This is a genomic window from Bacillus sp. AY18-3, assembly GCF_008042305.1.
Taxonomy (GTDB): domain Bacteria; phylum Bacillota; class Bacilli; order Bacillales; family Bacillaceae_G; genus Bacillus_A; species Bacillus_A wiedmannii.
The window spans coordinates 32507-52071 of record NZ_QKQR01000035.1 but is presented as its reverse complement, the minus strand read 5'-3'; the positions used below and the strand labels follow the sequence as shown (position 1 = coordinate 52071).

At 33.2% G+C, this 19565-nt stretch carries 11 protein-coding genes and 1 pseudogene; 1 reads left to right on the top strand and 11 read right to left on the bottom strand.

Annotated features, from left to right (window positions below; all coding sequences use genetic code 11):
- Positions 1-164: 164 nt before the first annotated feature.
- The 11 genes and pseudogenes from DM800_RS25225 to DM800_RS25175 all read right to left on the bottom strand — a co-directional run bounded on the left by DM800_RS25225 (position 165) and on the right by DM800_RS25175 (position 18305).
- Positions 165-2381 (bottom strand): binary toxin-like calcium binding domain-containing protein, encoded by a 2217-nt coding sequence (locus DM800_RS25225; protein WP_098920589.1) that lies wholly within the window; start codon positions 2379-2381, stop codon positions 165-167.
- Positions 2382-2656: 275 nt separating this feature from the next.
- Positions 2657-5062, bottom strand: coding sequence for a PAS domain S-box protein (locus DM800_RS25220; protein WP_147787877.1), 2406 nt, complete (start codon positions 5060-5062; stop codon positions 2657-2659).
- A 600-nt stretch (positions 5063-5662) separates the two neighbouring features.
- Positions 5663-5872 (bottom strand): annotated as a pseudogene (locus DM800_RS25215) (IS4 family transposase); the annotation flags it as partial.
- A gap of 191 nt (positions 5873-6063) precedes the next feature.
- The gene (locus DM800_RS25210; RefSeq protein ID WP_044444146.1) at positions 6064-7167 is read right to left on the bottom strand and encodes a Ger(x)C family spore germination protein; all 1104 of its coding nucleotides are present in this window, start codon (positions 7165-7167) and stop codon (positions 6064-6066) included.
- Positions 7164-8267, bottom strand: coding sequence for a GerAB/ArcD/ProY family transporter (locus tag DM800_RS25205; RefSeq protein ID WP_044444145.1), 1104 nt, complete (start codon positions 8265-8267; stop codon positions 7164-7166). The genes DM800_RS25210 and DM800_RS25205 overlap by 4 nt, the downstream gene beginning before the upstream one ends.
- 4 nt (positions 8268-8271) lie before the next feature.
- A complete protein-coding gene (locus DM800_RS25200) occupies positions 8272-9819 on the bottom strand; it encodes a spore germination protein (protein ID WP_044444144.1) in 1548 nt (515 codons plus the stop codon).
- 411 nt (positions 9820-10230) lie between these two features.
- The gene (gene hblB, locus DM800_RS25195) at positions 10231-11628 is read right to left on the bottom strand and encodes a hemolysin BL regulatory component HblB (protein WP_147787876.1); all 1398 of its coding nucleotides are present in this window, start codon (positions 11626-11628) and stop codon (positions 10231-10233) included.
- A 325-nt stretch (positions 11629-11953) separates the two neighbouring features.
- Positions 11954-13081: a hemolysin BL binding component B gene (gene hblA, locus DM800_RS25190; protein WP_000591974.1), complete on the bottom strand. Its 1128-nt coding sequence runs from the start codon at positions 13079-13081 to the stop codon at positions 11954-11956.
- Between the two features lie 36 nt (positions 13082-13117).
- Complete coding sequence (hblD, locus tag DM800_RS25185; protein WP_002128070.1) at positions 13118-14338, bottom strand: hemolytic enterotoxin HBL lytic component L1; 1221 nt, start codon at positions 14336-14338, stop codon at positions 13118-13120.
- Positions 14339-14400: 62 nt separating this feature from the next.
- A complete protein-coding gene (hblC, locus tag DM800_RS25180) occupies positions 14401-15720 on the bottom strand; it encodes a hemolytic enterotoxin HBL lytic component L2 (protein WP_147787875.1) in 1320 nt (439 codons plus the stop codon).
- 1355 nt (positions 15721-17075) lie between these two features.
- A complete protein-coding gene (locus DM800_RS25175) occupies positions 17076-18305 on the bottom strand; it encodes a helix-turn-helix domain-containing protein (protein ID WP_147787874.1) in 1230 nt (409 codons plus the stop codon).
- A gap of 752 nt (positions 18306-19057) precedes the next feature.
- Between DM800_RS25175 and DM800_RS29990 the strand changes: the two genes are divergently transcribed.
- Complete coding sequence (locus tag DM800_RS29990) at positions 19058-19234, top strand: SpaA isopeptide-forming pilin-related protein (RefSeq protein WP_157835323.1); 177 nt, start codon at positions 19058-19060, stop codon at positions 19232-19234.
- Positions 19235-19565 lie beyond the last annotated feature (331 nt).

The window sequence follows — 19565 nt, the reverse complement described above, 5'->3', positions numbered from 1 at the left end:
GTATTTAAAATAGTAGTTTCTAAATCATATATAAATTAAAAGGAATGAGTCCGATTCAACATCGAACTCATTCCTTACTAGTAAGCTAAATTTTTGTATCTAACTTTTCAGATACAATTCATTTCCGGTTCTCTTTTCAAACTTAGCAACAGAACTGTTACCTATTACTGAACTCTTGATAGATTCCATGCTATAGTATCAGTCCCATTCTCTCCATTACCATATTTCATATAATCGATTAAATATCCTACCTTTAACTTATTACCATTAGATAGTATGTTCCATTGCTTATGGTGTCCAGTGAAATTCTTTGGATATGCATGATTAAATTTAAAAGTACTTGCGTTCTGTTTTTGATCTAAATGGATATAACTATCTTGAAGTTTTAAATATGCATAATCTGAATAAATAGGATTTTGAAATTTAATTAATACCTCTTCATCCTTTTTAATTGGTTTTCCAGGTTTAGGTTGACCTACTCTTTCAATAATTACATTCACTTTTTCATCGCTAGATTTTTCAGCCCAAAGATACTCCCATTTATTCCCTGCATGATGACTTCCCAAATAAGCTGTATTTCCATATGAAGCCACGGTATAAGGAACTCCTTCTGTAACAAATTCACCTGAATTATCTACTACATAATCTTCAAATTCTTTATTAGCTTTAATTTCAGTATCAATCTTTTGTGTAGGCGTTAGATTGTGTGCGTCATTGATTTCAAATGTAACTTTTCTGTGCGCAGCAATTTCAGATTTAATAGGGTGTATATTTTCTCTAGACTCATATGTAAATCCATTTTCACGTTTAACCAGTGTTACTGTTTGTGACGGAGCATTCCATTTCTTACTATAAGTAGTAGGAATATCTTTACTCACTCCAAATAAACCAGGTAAAATTGTTGCCCTAATCTTTTGCGTCACAGAATCATAACTACCTTCTACTAATGTTGGTTGCTGTAGTTTTGCAAAAGCTCCGTGTACAGAGTCTTTATGTAAATAACCGCGATCTCCCTGTCCCGCTTTTAAATCGTTCAATGCATCAGTTCCATTATTAGCTGAAACCACTGATACGTTATTAGTACTTTTAGCCTTGTTTACAATATGATTTACTTTTTTCGTATCTATATTTACCTGTTGAAAAACTTCGTTATAGGATAAAACTGGCTTATCAGCAAGAGATTTGTCTTTAGGAGTATATACCCTAAACTTTGGTATATTTCCTATATCTGTTTCTAATTGTTCAGTAGCTGCATTTACTCTAGACTCATATCTCCCTGAATCCCCCAAATGCATAATTTCTTCACCTTTTTCAATAGATAAATCCATTGTACTTGTAGGTAAAACTTCAATCGAAAGAAGTTCCCCTTGTTCAACAGCTTTCAATTCATCCAAAGATAAGACAATATTCGCATCTGCTTGTCCTTCTAAACTGTCAATTACTACTTCTGTTTTATTCCGTCCACCTTTTTCTGTACTTAAATAGTTTGCTTTATAACGATCTTGTGTTGCCTTTACAGTATTAATAATTTTGTTTCCTAAACGAATATTAAAATGAGGCGAAACATTTTCAGCGGATGCTGTTCCTACATTCTTATATTCCAAATGTACACGTAATTTTGCTGCGTTCGCTGTATCCACAGTTGTTGCAGTAGACCAATCAAAATTATTTGTATAACTCTCCGTTTCCGTAGTTGTTTTTGAATATCCGTATCCCACATTTGCTGAAACACTTCCGGAAGGAACAGGACCGGCTGCTGAGCCTTCTACACCACCTGAACCACTTAAACCTACATTAAATGAATGTTGTGTAGATACACTTTTTTCCCATCCTCTACTAACTGATCCACCATTATTATCCGTAATGGTTGCAATAGGAATTACTTCAATTCGTTTGACACCAATTTGCAAATTCGGCATGTTGGCAACTATCGGATTGAAATTAGTATCAGAATCGTTGTTATAATTCTCAACCTCATACATATCAGTAAAAGGATCACCATCCGTATTTGCATTCATAGGATTCGATATAAATTTTGGTTTCCCTTTATCCTTCTCGGGATCCCATGCTTTCGCTTCATTTTTTCCAGTTTGTGAATTGAATTCAATTTTATATCCATTAATCTCTAAGTCGTTGGAAATACCATCTTTATCCCAATCGTTGTTTGCCATTTCAATGTTTTGTGTAATGAGTGAACCTATTTCTCCATCAGATCCGAGCGTGAAATTCTTATCTTCTTTTTTTACATCTGCATTCTCTTTGAATATTTCAACTGTACCTCCTGGATTCGGTTGTTTTACATCTGCTAAAGCAGGAGATGCTAAAGTCAGTGCCATCGATACACTACCTAATACACTAATTGCTGGCTTCAATTGTTTCATTGTTATTTTTCCTCCTTTGTTTCTAGATCCATTAGAACACCTACTAGTAAGATTAATTTCATGATATATAACAAATCTTTCTTTTCTCTCTCATAACTGTTAAAAAAGTCTCTCGTAAATATTACAAAACACTTACAGAGTTTTTAAAAGCCATAAAATCTATATATGAAACATCAAAAAGCCGTAATATGAAGAATCGATTACAATATATACAAAAAAGCAGCTAGCCAAAGCTAACTGCTCACTAACTTACAAAATTTCAGTAAAAGAATGTATTAATTTTGAAGTGTGCAAATTGGGAGAGTGACTTCAACTATAGTCCCCTTATTCACTTCACTCTCAATAAATACCTTCCCCTGGTGTGTTTCAATAATTTTATAACAGACCATTAATCCTAAGCCGATTCCCTCTTCCTTAATACTGTAAAAAGGTTCTCCTAAATATGGTATACGTTCTTTTGGAATCCCACATCCTTGATCGATAAAGCGAATCCTTATTTGATTATTATCAAGTTTATCAAATTGAATCAAAATTTCTCCTCCTGTTGGCATGGATTCAATTGCATTTTTTATAATATTAACAAATACTTGTTTTAATTGATTTCCTTCACATGGAATCAGTGGAATACCAGGTGTAAAATCAATTCTAATTTTTATATTATTCATCATTGCTTGAGGTTGCAGTAGCATTAAAACTTGATCCATTAGCACACTAATATCATTAGGTTGTATCTTTACCACCTGTGGTTTGGCTACCGCCATAAATTCATTAGTAATACTTTCTATACGCTCAATCTCTGATGATACTATATTTATATAACCCCGATTATTCTCAGTTTCCGTTGATTTTAGTAATTGCATAAACCCTTTCATTGCGGTTAATGGATTATTAATTTCATGAGCCATTGCAGTCGCTAATTGTCCTACGACAGCAAGTTTTTCAGATTTCCGTAGTAATTCTTCTGTTTTTAGCCGTTCAGTGATATCACGAGAAATACTTAGGAAAACTTTTTTACCATTTAAGTTAAAAACACGGACACTAAACTCAGTTGTTATTATTTTTCCTGTTGGAAAAACATATTCATCTTGCAAAGTGAAGGAAGTTTGTCCCTCTCTAATTTTTTCTAACAACCTTACAATCATTTTAGAATCTTGTGGTACTACATTTGGAAATGGTAACGAGAGCAGCTCTTCTCTACTATATCCAAATCTTTTACAACCAACAGGGTTTACCTCAATGAATCGACTTGGAACATGATTTTCATTCAGCTCTACTACATATACTGCATCAGTTGCTTGTTCGATTAGTGCACGGTACTTCATTTCACTATCTTTTAATTGTTGGTGTAATCGCTGTCGTTCTCTTTCTGCTTGTTTTCTTTCAGAGATGTCTCTACATATTGCAGATAAAGCTATCACATTTCCTCTTACGTCTAGTATAGGAGAAACTGTCAGACTGACATCAAGAAGACTTCCATCGTTACGTCGTCTAACAGTTTCTAATCTGGTAACTACGGATTCACCTGTTAGAATTTTCTGGATATTTTCAAGTGATTCTTCCATTAAGAAATCTGGTACACAGGGTAATCTCTTACCTATGATTTCTTGTAATGACCATCCAAATATCTTTTCATAAGCTTTATTTGCTTGTAAAATATGCCCTTCTCGATCAGAAATGGTAATAGCATCTACATTATGCTTTATAAATGATTCTAGTAATTCTTTGGTAGCCCTTAATTCTGATTCTACCTTTTTCCTTTCGGTTATATCGACTATAGAACCAACAACTTCCATAACTTGTCCATTTCGTTTAATCGGCCTAAGTGCAATAAGAATAATCGTTTTATCATCTGGCCAGGGTAATTCGAATATAATTTCTTTCCCTTCCCATGCCTGAAGATAATACTTCATCAATTGTGGAACTAAATGTGGTGGAACAATAGAAGCATCAATAGTCCGTAAGCTTTTCCCTACCACCTGTTCAGAATAAAATCCTTTTTGATAATAAAACTGTCCATCACATAAAGTGTGTATAAAGTGCTTACCCACTTTTTTAAATTTAAAAATCCCTCCTTGAAGCTCATGTACGGTATCTGTGAGTTCTTGCTTGGATTTTTTTAATTCCCGATTCATTTTAGATAAGTCCTGTGTTAAATAATATAATCTCTGGTAGGCTTCCATAAGAAATAGCCCAATTAAAAGCCCTAAAGCTATATATAATAAGCCTCCAGTGTAAAGTAACTTAGTATTAAAGAATACACCAACTAACCACTTTATTCCGACAAAAACAAAAAAATATAAAGATGCACTTTTAAAAGGATGAAGGTTTTTAAAATATGTTTTAAAAGTAACAAATAGGATACTCAAACCTAAATAAGCAATCACAGGAGGTTCCCAGTAACCTCCAATGTAAAAGATACGCATTATAATAATGCTAATTAATGTAATCCAACCAGCAATGCGACCAAAGTAAATAAAAGATAGAATAAGAGGAACAACTCGAAGATCGTAGGAAAATCCCATGTATGGAAAAGAAAAGAGCATCAAAGTAACTGCAATAATCCCTCCATAGAATTTTTCGAAATATCGCCTGGAATGAATCAAAAACACTTGAATAAATATCGCTGCGCTAACTAATAAAGAAAAAATAGAAAGATTGATAAAATAGTCTTTAATAATCATGTAATGTCCCTCCTTGCATTAAAGATATATTCGACAAAAAAACTGAAAATCCTACAAATAGTACAAACAGTTCAGGTGTAAAAAATATAATTCCCTACATGACAGTACATGTAAATAGTATCATTTTGATTCAAATCGAAAACCAGAGAATCTTCCATTTGAACCTTCAAACACCCCAAAAATAAGGTATTTATTCTCTCTTTTTATTTAAATGTTTTTTATAAATTAATCAATTCCTTCACTATTACAATTCTTCAAATTCCTCAATTTCGGCTTTTCGCTTTAAAAATATTGCAATATCTTTATTACAAGTTGCTCTTTTAATGTATTTGCAATCTTTTGGTTAAGCCATACACATAAAGCAACCAGCACCTTGATTTAATATTCACTTTTTTGCTGTACAAATTCTTTTGCTTTAGCTAGGTGTTCTAGGAAATAAGGAGCCTTATGCCGTTCAATTTTTCACTTAACTTGGTGTCTAGTTTCGTGTACCATCCCCATGCCCATCAACTTAAGAAAATAGATTCACCCCAAAACGAAAATTCTATCCATTGTTGTCTATTAATAACGAGAATTATGTAAATGAGCTGTCCATATGGGCAGCCTATTGTATTTTTTGCTTAGGGTGTTTTTATGTAGTGCTTGATGAAAAAGTAAGAAATAATCTTTAATTATGTACATCGCTTTATATTCACTTAGTTCTTTTTGTTTCTTACGTAACAGGAGTTCTCTCATTTTAAACATAGTAGAAGAACATAATAGGATACTAATGAGTTGTCCATAAAGGTGGCATTCTAATCGCTCTTGTTTTTGATGCATATTCATAAAAAGCACGTCACCCTTTCTCATTAACATAAGAGAATAGTAACGTGCTTTTAAGTTTAAGAATAGTCTAAATCCTTAAGTTGATGGGTACGGGGGGGGTACTCCTATTAAAGAAAATTCCCATTCTAAAATTGAAGATACTTGTAAATTTAGTACGAATCTCAGTTGAACTCCTGTTACTTAATTGTCCCCATCCCACCAATTTTCACATTTACCTTGACGTTTACATCGCCCTTTGCTAATTCATTATTCCATTTATTTTGGACTTTTTTCCATTCTGGATATGTGTAAGTTCTTGCATATCTCCCAAGCCCAATAGGATCAATATTGGCAGTTTGTATTTTCTTTATTAATTGCTTGAAATCAGCTTCCAGCTTAGTTTCAATCGCCTTTTGTAATTTTACTCCATCCTTTCTTGTATTGAACGAAAAAAGCTGTTCTGTAATGCCGACCTTCATCTTTATATCTGTATTAAATATAAATTTATTATCATATCTTGCCTTTGTCTTTACTTTAATGTTATAGGCAGCAAAGCTTATCCAATCTTTATCCTGGCTATCCGACTTTAGTTTAATTGGGATTGTAAATGAAAAATCACCTGTAGTTCCTTGTTGCAAAATGCGTAATAGTTTGTTTTCATCAGGTTTTAGCGTTAATTTATGCCTTCCTTTTTCATCTAACAAAGCTGTACCTGCCACAAATATTTTATTCGTTTTTTTCATTTCAGTAATATTCGCTGTTACCCCTTTGTCTGCCATTTGTTCATGTAGTTCTTGAAGATTTGTTTTTACTGTGATATTTCTTAAAGAGGCTGTATCAACTAGTTTTGTTAAATATAGAGGAAGACGCGGCTTATCTTTTGGGTTATAAAAGATGACGTCCGAAACAGGTCCATCAACAGCAACAACCCTTGTAGTAACTGTATTTTTGGGGTCTCGTTGAAATGGATCGAGATATTTCATCCAATTTTTTTGTTTCAATAGCCGTTTTCCAACTAAAATCACCTGTGTTTTACTTCCCGAGGTAAGTGCCATAACAGTAGCATCAAATTTGTCTCTAGAATTTCGAATCGTAGCAGATTTCACACCCGTAACTTCTTCTTTTACCTTGGCTTCTTTATTAAAAACAGGACTTGACATGTACACCAATAGATTATTATTACGATCTAAATCGATACCAAGTACAAGAGTAAGGGAAACATCTTCAATATTTGTTTGATCAAAGCATCCAGTCATCATGAACACCGATAACAAAATACAACATAGTACTTTTCTTTTCAATGTATCTTCCCCCAATGAGACTTCTCATATAGCCAGCCATACATCCATAAAATGATAGGTAATATATAGGTTAACCCAATCCCAGCATTCGATAACACCTGTAGTCCCGTTTCGGCTTGATTCCAACTAGGACTAATCCAGAATACGAAGCCGATAATGAGTAATAAGAGAATAACTACATGAGAGCTGTGATCTTGTTTCCCAAGTAATCGGCTTGAACAAAATACAGAACAGAATATTGCAGGAATCCAGCATGTAGAAACAACGGGCAAGTAAGTAGCCAATAAAATCATGTCAAAACGTTCTAAAAACCGAAATTCAATTACTTTAAGTAAATTTAGTACCGGTTGGTTAAATTGCGTAATGCTATCAGGGCTAAAATAGGCAAAGCAAACAATAGTAGCGAATAAATAAAATAACATCGTTAAAGTGTTTGCAATAACCATTCCATGGACTGCATACTGTTTTTTTCGTAAAAAGGGATATAAAAAGAACGCAATGTCAAATCCTAAATAAGCATAGATAGTGGTCGGCACAGCCGTTAATATAGGCTTCCACCCCTCTTTTAAGAGCGGAAAGAATGGCATCCAACTTCCGTTCTCTTTAAGAGGTACCAAAAAAAATAACGGAATCCAAAGCAACATATAAAAAGTAAGTTCGGAGTACCGCCCTATAATACGAGGGCCGTTACGTGCGACAAGAAAGGTAGGAATCGAAAACAAAAAGATAACTAGATAATCAGGCGTTTTTGGAAGAAGCCATCCCTTAAGATAAAGCATAGCGTTCACAAGAACAGTACAAGAATAAAAAGCGAAGTACATCATGTAAATAACAACAAGTGTTTTCCCTATTATTTTCCCGAAAAATCGTATAAGAATTTCGTAAAGTGTGTCCTCGGGATATTTTGCAGCTGTTTTCACAATAAAAACACCTGATATTGTGGAGAATATCCAGCCAATCAATATAGCTATCCATCCATCTGTTCCAGCTTTTTCTGCAAGCACACGTGGAAGAGATAGAACGCCAGTGCCGACCTGCATTCCATTGATTAAAACAATATACTGCATAAGAGTGATGTCATTATAGGCATATTTTTTCATAATTTCACCTTTTGTTATGATTCTTACCTTGTCGAATAGATTGAATAGCTCCTGTACCCTTAGGACGCCTTCTGATTGCCCATAAAGGAAAGCGTATAAAAGTATCTTTCATATCTGCAAAGCGAAACGGTGCTAACGGTGTTCCATAAGGAGTTCCTAGCGATTCAAGACTGATAAGATGTCCAATTAATGTCATCCACCCGATAACCAGTCCTACAATTCCAAATAATGCAGCTAAGATCATCATGGGGAATCGTAAAAGTCTAACTGCAGATCCCATATCATAGTTAGGGATAATAAAAGAAGAGATGGCTGTAACAGCAACAACAATAATCATAATGTTACTTACAATTCCGGCCTGAACAGCTGCTTGTCCAATGATAATACCTCCTACCATTCCAACTGTCTGACCAATCGGGGTAGGCAGGCGTAAGGCCCCTTCTCTCATCATTTCCAGCGTTATTTCCATAAGTAATGCTTCCATTACTGGAGCAAAAGGTACGCTTGTTCTTGACTCTGCAATAGATAAATAAAGCTCTACAGGAATAACTTCGAAATTAAAGGAAATAAACGCAACATAACTCGCTGGCAAAAATAGAGCAACCAAAAAGGCGATAAAACGAAGTATACGAATAAACGAAGCAACTAGCCATCTTGTACCGTAATCATCCACCCCTTGAAAAAAAGAGATGAAATTTGTTGGAGCAATTAATACATTTGGCGAATGATCCACTACAGTCACAAATCTGCCCTGTAGAATGTGCGATACGGCTAAATCAGGTCTTTCTGTTAACATAAATTGTGGAAATGGTGAGTACGGGTTATCTTCAATGAATTCAATAAGTTCACCTGTACTAGTAACAGCATCAACTGTTATACTTTGAATCCGTGTTTCTAATTCCTTTAGCACATCCTCAGAAGTTACATCTTTTAAATATAAAATAGAAATCTTTGTTTTGCTTCGTAAACCAATTGTTATCTCTTTTATCATTAATTGGCGATGTGGAATATACCTTCGAATCATTGTGATATTTTGAGCTCCGGTTTCTACAAATCCTTGATGCCCACCTTTTAGAGATATTTCGTTATGAGCATCTTCAATACTTCTTTGCGGCCATCCTTTTGTGTCCAATTGATACGCTGTAGTTCGACCGTGAATTAATAAAACACTATCCCCTTCTAAAATAGCATTTTCACTCTGACTCCACGTATTAATAATTTTAATTTGTCCTAATGTAATGGGAAGTTCTGTATTGGTATCAAAATCACTATTCATCAAAGGACTTAGAACATGATTTTGAATCAATTCTTTATCTGTTAATCCAGACAAATATACTAAAGCGGCTTCTAGTCCAGCTTCTGTCATTTGAAACCGTCGAATCACTAGATCAGGTGATTGATGAAATACATTCTGAAGCTCAGCTATATTCTTCGATAAACTAGCTTCTAAGAGAGAGTCTTCTATATTTTTTTGGGGAACAGGAGTATCGTCTCGTATTGAACATGATTTAGGATTTTCTCTATATTTTAACCATTTCAGAAATTTAGTCATGGCTTCCTCACCTTCTATGCACCTTCTATAGTATGTTTAGTATGCATATATGAAGAAAAAATATCCTAATAATTAGAGAGATAACGCCAGACTTATTACTATAAAGTTTTTGGTGCATATTTCATAAAGGCAGGTTGCAATTCTCATTAACATAAGAAAATAGTAACCTGCTTTTAACTTCAAGAATAGTGTAAATCCTTAATTTGATGGATGTGGGGTACCGCCACATGCCCATCAAGCTAAGATTTTGAGATACCCCCCATGCCCATCAACTTAAGAAAATAGATTCACCCCCAAACGAAAAAATGAGCTTTTCTGTTAAAAATTAGCACAAAATTTCGTTCTGGGGGTATTTGTTTTTCTTAGCTTGATAGCGATGTGTACCATCCCCAATTAATGCATTTTTTGGGTTCAGTTCATTATATTTTCTACTTTGTCTTTATACACAACATATTCTTTCCCATCCACTACTGCTACCACCGCAAATTCATCATTTGGATTGAATGAAAGCCAGTCAGCCCACATGCTTGTATTAGCACCTCCACTCCACATATGATGAACAGTGTTTTTAGTTAAATTCATAACTTTATAAGACGCATTTGGTGCATTTGTTCCAGTCTTTATTTCAAAAGTGTATGCGTTATGGATTTTTTTATAAAAGTAAAAAACGTTTGATGGACGAAGTAGATTCATAAAATCCTGTTCTTTCTTCTCTGCAATTTTTATGCCTTCTAGTAATGTGACAACATCTGTTCTTAATATTTTCCAACTATCTTTAGCTGAATTCAAGTTAGGCTTTAAAAATTTATATCTATTTTGATCAGCTTTTTCATCTGCTTTATCAATATGCCCCAGTACACTCGAATATTGAGAATCTAAATCATCCCATTGTGTGGACATATAAGTAAGAGCAGTAATAGCACTATCAATCGTACTATGCATATCACTAATATTATGAAATGCAACTCCGACTACACGATTTAATGTAATTTTATAATCTACAGTTTTACGTAATTCTGCTAAAGCAGGCTCTAATCGACCTAAATTATCTCTAGCAGCACCTATCATTATGCCACCAGAAATAAGCGTGGGGATAAAAGGTACTTTCACCATTATTAATCCATCAGATTCTAATTTCTTATAATAGTTTACTTGTCCTAAAACTTCATCTAAACGCTTTTGATCAGTCTCCACATCAGCTCCTTGGTTTTTTAAAATCGATTGCAAGGTCTCTTTATGGCTTCCAAATACTCTAACATCTTCTCCAATAGCGTTTTTGAATTTAGTTAATTCTTCTATTAATGCTTTTGCAGACTTTTGGTTTTGTTGAATTCCCCCCCTTAAATCAGTAATCCCCTTTTTTAAAGTATCCCCATTTCCATTATTGATCGCCTCTACTAATGTTTCATAATAATTTTCAAACTTTGTATCGTATTCAATAATGCCGGTCAATGTATCTAAAAGCTGTTTTTTTAATTTTGTATTCCATGTAACAGCATGTGCTCTTGCATTCTTTTGATCCTGTACAATTTTACTAGGTAAATCTGCATACCCATTAATAGAAATTCCTTCAAAACTCACATCCGGATTATTAATTAGCAAATAAGAATATTCATTCATAGCTTTTGCAAATAACCCAGCATCTTGTACAGTTTTTTTCATCTTTTCTTCATTTGCTGAAAGAGACATATCTCCAGTGTTCGTTTGTTCAGTTTCAATTGCAAAGGTTGCTACTGGTGTGACTGCATAGGTAGTTGTCATAATTAAAAATGCTGATACAGCCAGTATTTTATAAGGTTTTTTTTTCATCTTTTCTTATTCCTCCTGTATAGAGTTTGATTTCAAGTCCTATTCTTATTAAAAGACGATGTAGTTGCATAGATTCAATATTATTAAGCAAATCTATATAACCTGTCCCCTATTAATCGATTCTGTTACAAATTTTTAAAAACAAGTAAACTACATGGCTATCTTTTTATTTGGATATAACTTATATATAAGTGAAAGGCGAAGTCTTTAATGAGACTCCGCCTTTTTAATATATAAGGATTTATTAATTAACGCTTTACTGTTTAACAGTGTAATCATAGACTCTCTATGTTATGGTTCACTTTGCAACAGAATTAATATTTCCCTATTTTTGTGGAGTAACAGTTTCCACTTTTAATTCCTTTATCCCTTCTTTTAATGTAACAGCATCTGTTCTTAATGTTTTCCAACTGTCTTTCGCTGCATTTAAATTAGGTTTTAAGAATTTAAATTTATTTTGATCCGCTTTTTGAGCTGCATTCTCAATATGCCCTAGAACGCCCGAATATTGAGAATCTAGATCATGCCACTGCGTGGACATATAAGTAAGAGCGTTAATAGCATCATCAAGTGCCTTGTGCATTTCATTAATATTACTATAAGCAACTCCAACTACACGATTTAATGTTACTTTATAATCCACGGTCTGACGTAATTCTGCTAATAAAGGCTCTAACTTACCTAAATTATCTCTTGCTACTCCTACTATAATACCGCCAATTATCGGTAGACCCAAAATAGCACCCTTCATTACATTAAACCCATCAGATTCTAATTGTTTATAATAGTTTACTGATCCTAATACTTCTTCTAGACGCTTTTGATCGGCTTCAACATCTGCACCTTGGTTTTTTAAAATCGACTGCAAGAGATCTTTATTGCTTCCAAATGCTCTAACATCTTGTCCAATAGAGTCTCTTAATTTAGTTAATTCTTCTATTAGTTGTTGTGCAACCTTTTGATTTTGTTGAATTTCACCTCGTAAATCTGTAATCCCTTCTTTTAAAGTTTCTCCATCCCCTGTATTAATCGCCTCTACCATTGTTTCATAATAATTATCAAATGTTGTATCATATTCAACAATACCAGTCAATGTATCTAAAAGCTGTTTTTTTACTTTTGTATCCCAAGTAACAGCATGTGCTCTTGCATTCTTTTGATCTTGTACAATTCTACCAGGTAAATCCACATATCCATTAATAGTAATTCCTTCAAAGTTCACATCTGGATTTTTAATTAACATATAAGAATAGGCATTCATAGATTTTGCAAATAAACCGGCCTTTTGCAAGGTCTCTTTCATTCTCGCTTCATTTGCAGAAAGAGCCGTATCTCCATTGTTCGTTTGTTCAATTTCACTTGCAAAAGTTGTTACTGGTGAAACTACATTAGCGGTTGTAATAGTTAATAACGTCGATACAGCGAGTAATTTGTAAGGGATTTTTTTTATCATTTCATTTTCCTCCAATTTAGGTTTTAATTTTCAGTTCTATTCCTGTTTAAAAGCAATATCTTTTGAAATGAATTCTGCATCTTTATGAATATCATTCCAACTTTCTTTAGCAGCTTTTAAATCATCCGGTATTAAAGAGAATTTGTGGTCTTGCATAGAATCGATATTATCCAGTAAATCTGTATAATTTGCGCCCATTGTATTCCATTGCTTTTGAATATTTGTTAGAGACAAGATCGCTTGATCTACAGTCTGATATAGATATGCCAATGTTTCTTTCGCGTTAGTAAGCGAAAGAACTGCTTGATTAGCACGATCTGCTTTCATACTTAATTCTCCGATTTTGTTAGAAATTTCGTTATAGGAGTCCATATGCTTAGATGCCGTGACACCCGCCGCAGTTCCTAGACCGATACCAGCTGCTCCAAGAGCTGAAAGTCCACCAACAACAGCTGGTGTTGCTGTACCACCAGTTACAACAATTACAACTGCTCCTCCAATAGCTGCAATAACTAAAATAGCTGCTCCCAATCCACCACCAATTGACCATGCTAATACATCATCAAAATGTTTTTTCTGAGTAGAACGAAGTTGCTCAATTTCAGCTTGAAGTTGCGGAATCGTTGCCTGTTGACCTGCTAATATTGCAGTTAATCCACCTTTGCCATCTGGACCACCAACATTATTTTTAAAATCTGTAGAATTTTGATATAGTTTCCCTTTGAAGTCTTGTAGCATCTTAATTACATCTGTAACCTCTTTTGAATTTGTATTAATTGTAGTAATTAAATCACTTATGCCCTCTTTTAGACCTGCCTTATCTTTCTTTTGTACAGTATCTACTAAAGTGTCGTAATAATTTTGAAATTGTTCATCGTAATTTACAATATTACGAGCTGTTTTTTGAATCTGTGGCTTCGCTTTATCTAACCAATAATTCGCATTGATTCGTGACAGTTCTTGATTAAGGTGAATATTTTTGAGCAACTCCCCTCCTTCTGATCCTAAATCGATATTAGATAAATTTACATTCGGTTGCTTAATCATTGTTTTTGCGTACAAATCCATTACAAGAATATGAGACCCTGTTTCAGCCAATGCTTTCTTCAGTCCCTCGGGACCTAAAGCATAATTGCCTACTTTTTGTTCTTGAGCGGTCGTTTCTTGTGCAAATGCATGAATAGTGTTACCAGTAGTAGCAGTTATAACCGTTGCCAGAGTGGCTAAAGTTAGCACTTTGAATGGGAATTTTTTCATAACTATTCTCCTTCTTTCGCTAGATTCTTATAATCTTTATAGTTTTTTTGAAAAACGTAATATCAAAATTTATATACCTGTTCTTCAAGGTAACTTATTACATTTTTTAATTGTCTTAATGTATCTTTTTGAGACTGCTCGTTAGTTGCATCAACATTAGTAGATAATTTTGTAATGTTATTTTTTATTAGATCCAAATCTTCTTTATAGCGCTTTAGTAGGTCAAGTTCTACATCTACTTGGTTTGCAAACGTATGCAAATCATTTTGTGAAAGAAGAAGCATTGATTTTTGTAAATCTGCTATTGATAGTTTCGTTGTTAAATCATATATTTTTTGGTTTTGTTTCTCTAAGTCATCTAAATATGCTCGCTGCTCTGCTGTTAGTTTATTTACTTCTGCGAAGACACCAAATGTTTTCTTAATCTTTTCAGTATCAATGGCTTTCATCAGGTCATATTCTTGCGTTTTTGCGGCTGCAGCTGCAGCTATTTCACCTTGTTTGCTTTTCTCAATTGCTTCACGAGCTGCTTTTTTGGCCGATTTAATCTCTAGAGCAGTTTTACCTTGTTCTGTCGCTTCTTGCGCCGCTTTTTTCTCCGCTTCTAGAATAGAGTTGTTAATTTCTTTTCCTTTGTTATACGCTGCCATCCCTGCTTGAGCAGCCGGTTCAATAATTTCTTTTGAAAGACTATAAACTTCTTTGAATATAGCAAATCCCTGCTCATTTAAAGCTCCTGGTATTAATGCAATTTGTTGTAAATCATTTTGAATTGCTTTTTTGGTATTTAATATTTCATTTTTTAACTGATCTATTTTTCCTGTTCCATCTGTACCTAATATGCCTTGCGCAGTTGCCACATTAGTATCGAAATCTTTTAATTTTTTATCAAGCTGTAATTTAAGATCTGTTAATTCATTAATTTGTCGTTGCGCATTTTCTTGATTCGTCATAGCCATTTCTTGAAGAACTTCAAGTCTATCCGAAAACCCTTCTCTATCTTCTTTATTGTCTACATACGATTTTAATGTCGGGTAATAGCTATTAAATTTCGTTACAAATCCTTTACTTTTTGAATTTAATAGAATTAACTGTGGATAGAGTTCCGATGACCATTCCTTCATATCTTGTTTAATTAGGAATTGATTGGTATTTAAAGCTGGGACTTCCTCTAGCTGTACATTAGGACTCATTAAAGATTGATCAATATACGTTTGGATTAATTTAGATTGCGCACCTAATTTTCGTAATGATGAAGAAATATCCATGCTTTCCTGTTGAGTTTCTGCTTGAACGATTGGTGCTGCGAGAGTATTGATAGGAATAGTTGCTCCAGTTACAATGGATGTTATTAAAAATCCTGTCATTATTTTATTTTTCATTCCGTACACTCCTTTACCATTGTTTTTTATAACTTGATTCATATAACTTGTACGCCCTAGCGCTAGGCTCTCTCCTTGCACACGCATGGGGAATGGGAAGTCTTTCGGATAGGGTGTTATCGTTATTATTTACTTCTAAGAGGATCTAAGGATTTTACTTCCCTCTCATTTAGATACTCTATTTTTCAAATAGTAAACGATAAAAATTCATCAGCTATATTTGAATTAGCTGCCCAATAAGTAGTAAAATATTATTTCCCCCTTAGAGCTGCTGTTTAACTTACAGATCCGTGAAGATAGATAACCATTGCTTCTAGAGTTAATCCTGTCATGACCTTTTTTTAATATCAATTTCATAATATGGTTTTTAGTTTTGTCAGCAATAGCCTTACAAGACTACAAAAGATGAAATTATACTGTACATTGCTTATACTTTTATTGCGGAATAAATTCACTTTTGCTATGTAGAAACTTAAAACCCATTTTTACAAAAATACTACTTTTGAGATTCTAAATACCTTAAAAATAAACTGATTATTAAGAAAATTATTCACAACATAATGTTACTTGCAAATTTAATAACCTCTATCTCTATTAGCTTGCTCTTCTCCCTTCTGTGTGGTCATACCAGTTATGTTGTTCATTAAAACATTAAATTTCCAATGCGTAAATAGCAAAATTTTGTCGATTGAGCTCGATAATTTAACTATTAAGTAAAAATACGAGTCTAATTAATTATACCAATATAATTAATTAGGAATTACAGCTCTGTAATTGTAATGATTACAAATTAAAGTGTATACGGTTAGTAAATAACCATTTTAGCTCAACCAAGCAATTTTATTTTTAAAAAAATACTTATAGAATAATTTAATAGGTTTTTTTATACTTTTTCCCCTTTATTTGGTTATGTATAATTGCATATACTATAGATATATCAAGTGATATATGTTATATTGTTAAACTTTATGTAATAGTCCCTAATATCACCATTATTAAATACTTAACATGAAGATATTAATCTATAAACTTATTCCTCGTTATAACCATGGGTTTTAAAATATAAAAAAAGCCGCAAAGCTTTCTCGAAAAGAACCTTGGCGGCCTTCTGTTTTTTTGTCTCCTTAGAAAAATAACGGATAGTGTACTCTTTAAAATTAACAACATGTTATAAATCTTACCCTTGTCCTTTGGCTTCACTAAATGTTTCATGGACTCTTCAAGATCTATTTGAATACATATTCCTTTTCTAGATCAATCACATACCCTTTCTAGAGTAAAAGAAACAGTATGCTCAAGTTTTAGATTTACTTGCGCGTATATTAAAGTTTTTTCACAAGAAACTGATACTAAGCTTATATTACGGTATATTTTTCACGATACTGTCTAGGTGTCATGTTAGTTGTTTTTTTGAAAACCCTTGTAAAATAACTTTGGTCGTTAAAATTAAGCCAGGCACAAATATCTGATAGTGGATATGTAGTGAGTGTTAATAATTTTTTTGCTTCTTCCACTCGTTCCCTTTGAATAAATTCACTTAAAGGAATCCCCACTTCTTTTTTAAATAATTTAGATAAATAAGTAGGGGTAATATCCAAATGATTAGCGAGTTCATTGAGAGATATTCCATCGTAAACATTTTTACTAATATGATTCATACATGTAGTAACCGCATTTGAAAATTTTTGCGCATTGAATTCTTTCACCCGATCTGCAAAAGTACGTAAAGCATCTCCTGACAATCGCCTTACAGAGTCCACGTTCTCTAGTTGTTCCATGGTTTGGATATACAAAATACTAAGAGCAAAAGCAATGTCTGGTGGGAGATTACCTTCTATCGCATATCGAGTTGCTAAAGTAATCGCAATAATCCCATGGTTTTTTTGGTTTCTGAGTGGATCCGCTGTTAAAATTAATTCCGTATCTTCCTGCGAAACTGCATACATATATTGCAACAACTTCTTTTTATTTCCCTCTTTGATTGCTGAAAAATAATTATGTACTAATGCCATGTTGTGAGTTTTTGGTTTATTTTGTTGACGTTTTAAAATATATAGATCAGGTTTCACAATTTTATAGGGAACTTCCTCTAACACTTTATTTTTTTCTACCACAATATCAACATCTAACTTTTCATTGAAAATCATGTAATGCAATAAAATTCCCATATCAATTAAAGAAGTTTTTTTAACCTCAGGTAGGGATTGAAAATAGGTTAGTCTTTCTTGAATATTATCATTTGAGTTAAATTCTTTTCGAAGTTTAAAGGTTACATCATCCGATCCCTTTGGATGTATAGTGGGGCCAATTATTATAGTCCCTTTTATATAATCATGATTTTCTATATGAATTAGGATGAAATTTTCAAGATAACTGTTACATCTGAAAAGGGGCAAATTATAGGGATCATTTTCTTGATAAATGTCACTAAGATATTCTTCTTTAGAAGAATAAAAAGGACTACAAATATCCTCAGAATTAGAATGATATAAGATTTTTTTGTCTGTGGATAAAATGTGAACAGGTACATTAAAGGCTTTATGTGCGAGATCACACAAGTGTTGTATATCGATTGAATTATTCATTACCTTCTCCTCTTAATTAGATTACTGATAAATTTTTACATCGTTCCTGTATAAATTCATAAATTATTTTCCGTCAGGTATAACTCAAGACAAAATATTACTATAAAATATCAAATTAGTACAATTCACGACAAAATATTACTATATTTTTTTTATGAAAATCATATATTATTTATTTGTAAGTAGCATCTAAATATCAGAGTAGTTAGGAAAAGTGTGAAAGAAATAGATTCTTTTCTTATAATTTTCTAAACGACAATGAAATGAGCTGAGGTCGTTTCTTAATTCTCCAAGATCTAATCATAGAACTTGGGAAAACAGTGAAGAACCTACAAAATACAGAAACAAGGGATGATTGGAGTATACAACTCTAGTAAGTAATAGCTTCTTGCTAATCCTGCGAAAAATCTAGCCTTTGCGGATACATTGCCAGACGAACTAGAATATGCCCCAGGTACATTACAAATAGTAGGCTAAACAGTGACAGATACAATTCGATACAGACAAAAGTAAATTTAATGTAGGAAAAGAAAACGAAGAATTTTGGGATGTGACACATACAGAGTGGCATACAATGGTACTCCATGCGAGGGACAAGCTGGAAAAAAGATTAAAAATACAGTGAAAGTCCAAGGAGATACTGTATCACAGTAAGAACTAACAGCCAAAAATTCAATCACTTGGACAAACTGAGATTAAAAAAGTGGATGCTGCAAATTCGAATATAAAACTGATAAACTGCTGTATTCCAAATTTTTGACAAAGATAATAAAGAAGTCGAAAATTTAACAGCAGATGAAAATGATAAAGCTATTTCTGAACCACTGTGCTTCGGAAAATTCACGTTGGAAGAAATTCAAGCACCAAATAGGTCTACGTTATTTAAAGATCTAATTGAGGGAAAGGTCTTATCATCAGTACAAAAATAAAAATAGAAAACACAAAAAGCGAATGGAATATTAAAAATACTGACGATATAGTGCCAACTATTTTTATCTAATTGGCACTATATTACTGGTCGCAACATTAGTTTTAGTTTCCGCAAAAGCGGAAGAAATAAATAGATTCAAAAATTATTAGGGATAGCAGCGGTGACACAACATATAAATATTTTTTTATATGTTGTTAATCTTTGTAGTATCAATCTTTATGCTACCTAGCTTTATTACTCCATCACATAAACATATTATTTATTTTCTAAGTACAATGGCTATTACTTAACAAAAACAACACCCCTAATTAAGAGATGCAGTCACATAG

What these genes read in the sequence shown, in the direction of transcription:
- DM800_RS25175 (WP_147787874.1), bottom strand. Translation starts at nt 18,305, where the DNA reads ATGAATAATTCAATCGATATACAACACTTGTGTGATCTCGCACATAAA.
- hblA (WP_000591974.1), bottom strand. Translation starts at nt 13,081, where the DNA reads ATGATAAAAAAAATCCCTTACAAATTACTCGCTGTATCGACGTTATTA.
- DM800_RS25225 (WP_098920589.1), bottom strand. Translation starts at nt 2,381, where the DNA reads ATGAAACAATTGAAGCCAGCAATTAGTGTATTAGGTAGTGTATCGATG.
- hblD (WP_002128070.1), bottom strand. Translation starts at nt 14,338, where the DNA reads ATGAAAAAATTCCCATTCAAAGTGCTAACTTTAGCCACTCTGGCAACG.
- hblB (WP_147787876.1), bottom strand. Translation starts at nt 11,628, where the DNA reads ATGAAAAAAAAACCTTATAAAATACTGGCTGTATCAGCATTTTTAATT.
- DM800_RS25200 (WP_044444144.1), bottom strand. Translation starts at nt 9,819, where the DNA reads ATGACTAAATTTCTGAAATGGTTAAAATATAGAGAAAATCCTAAATCA.
- DM800_RS25220 (WP_147787877.1), bottom strand. Translation starts at nt 5,062, where the DNA reads ATGATTATTAAAGACTATTTTATCAATCTTTCTATTTTTTCTTTATTA.
- hblC (WP_147787875.1), bottom strand. Translation starts at nt 15,720, where the DNA reads ATGAAAAATAAAATAATGACAGGATTTTTAATAACATCCATTGTAACT.
- DM800_RS25205 (WP_044444145.1), bottom strand. Translation starts at nt 8,267, where the DNA reads ATGAAAAAATATGCCTATAATGACATCACTCTTATGCAGTATATTGTT.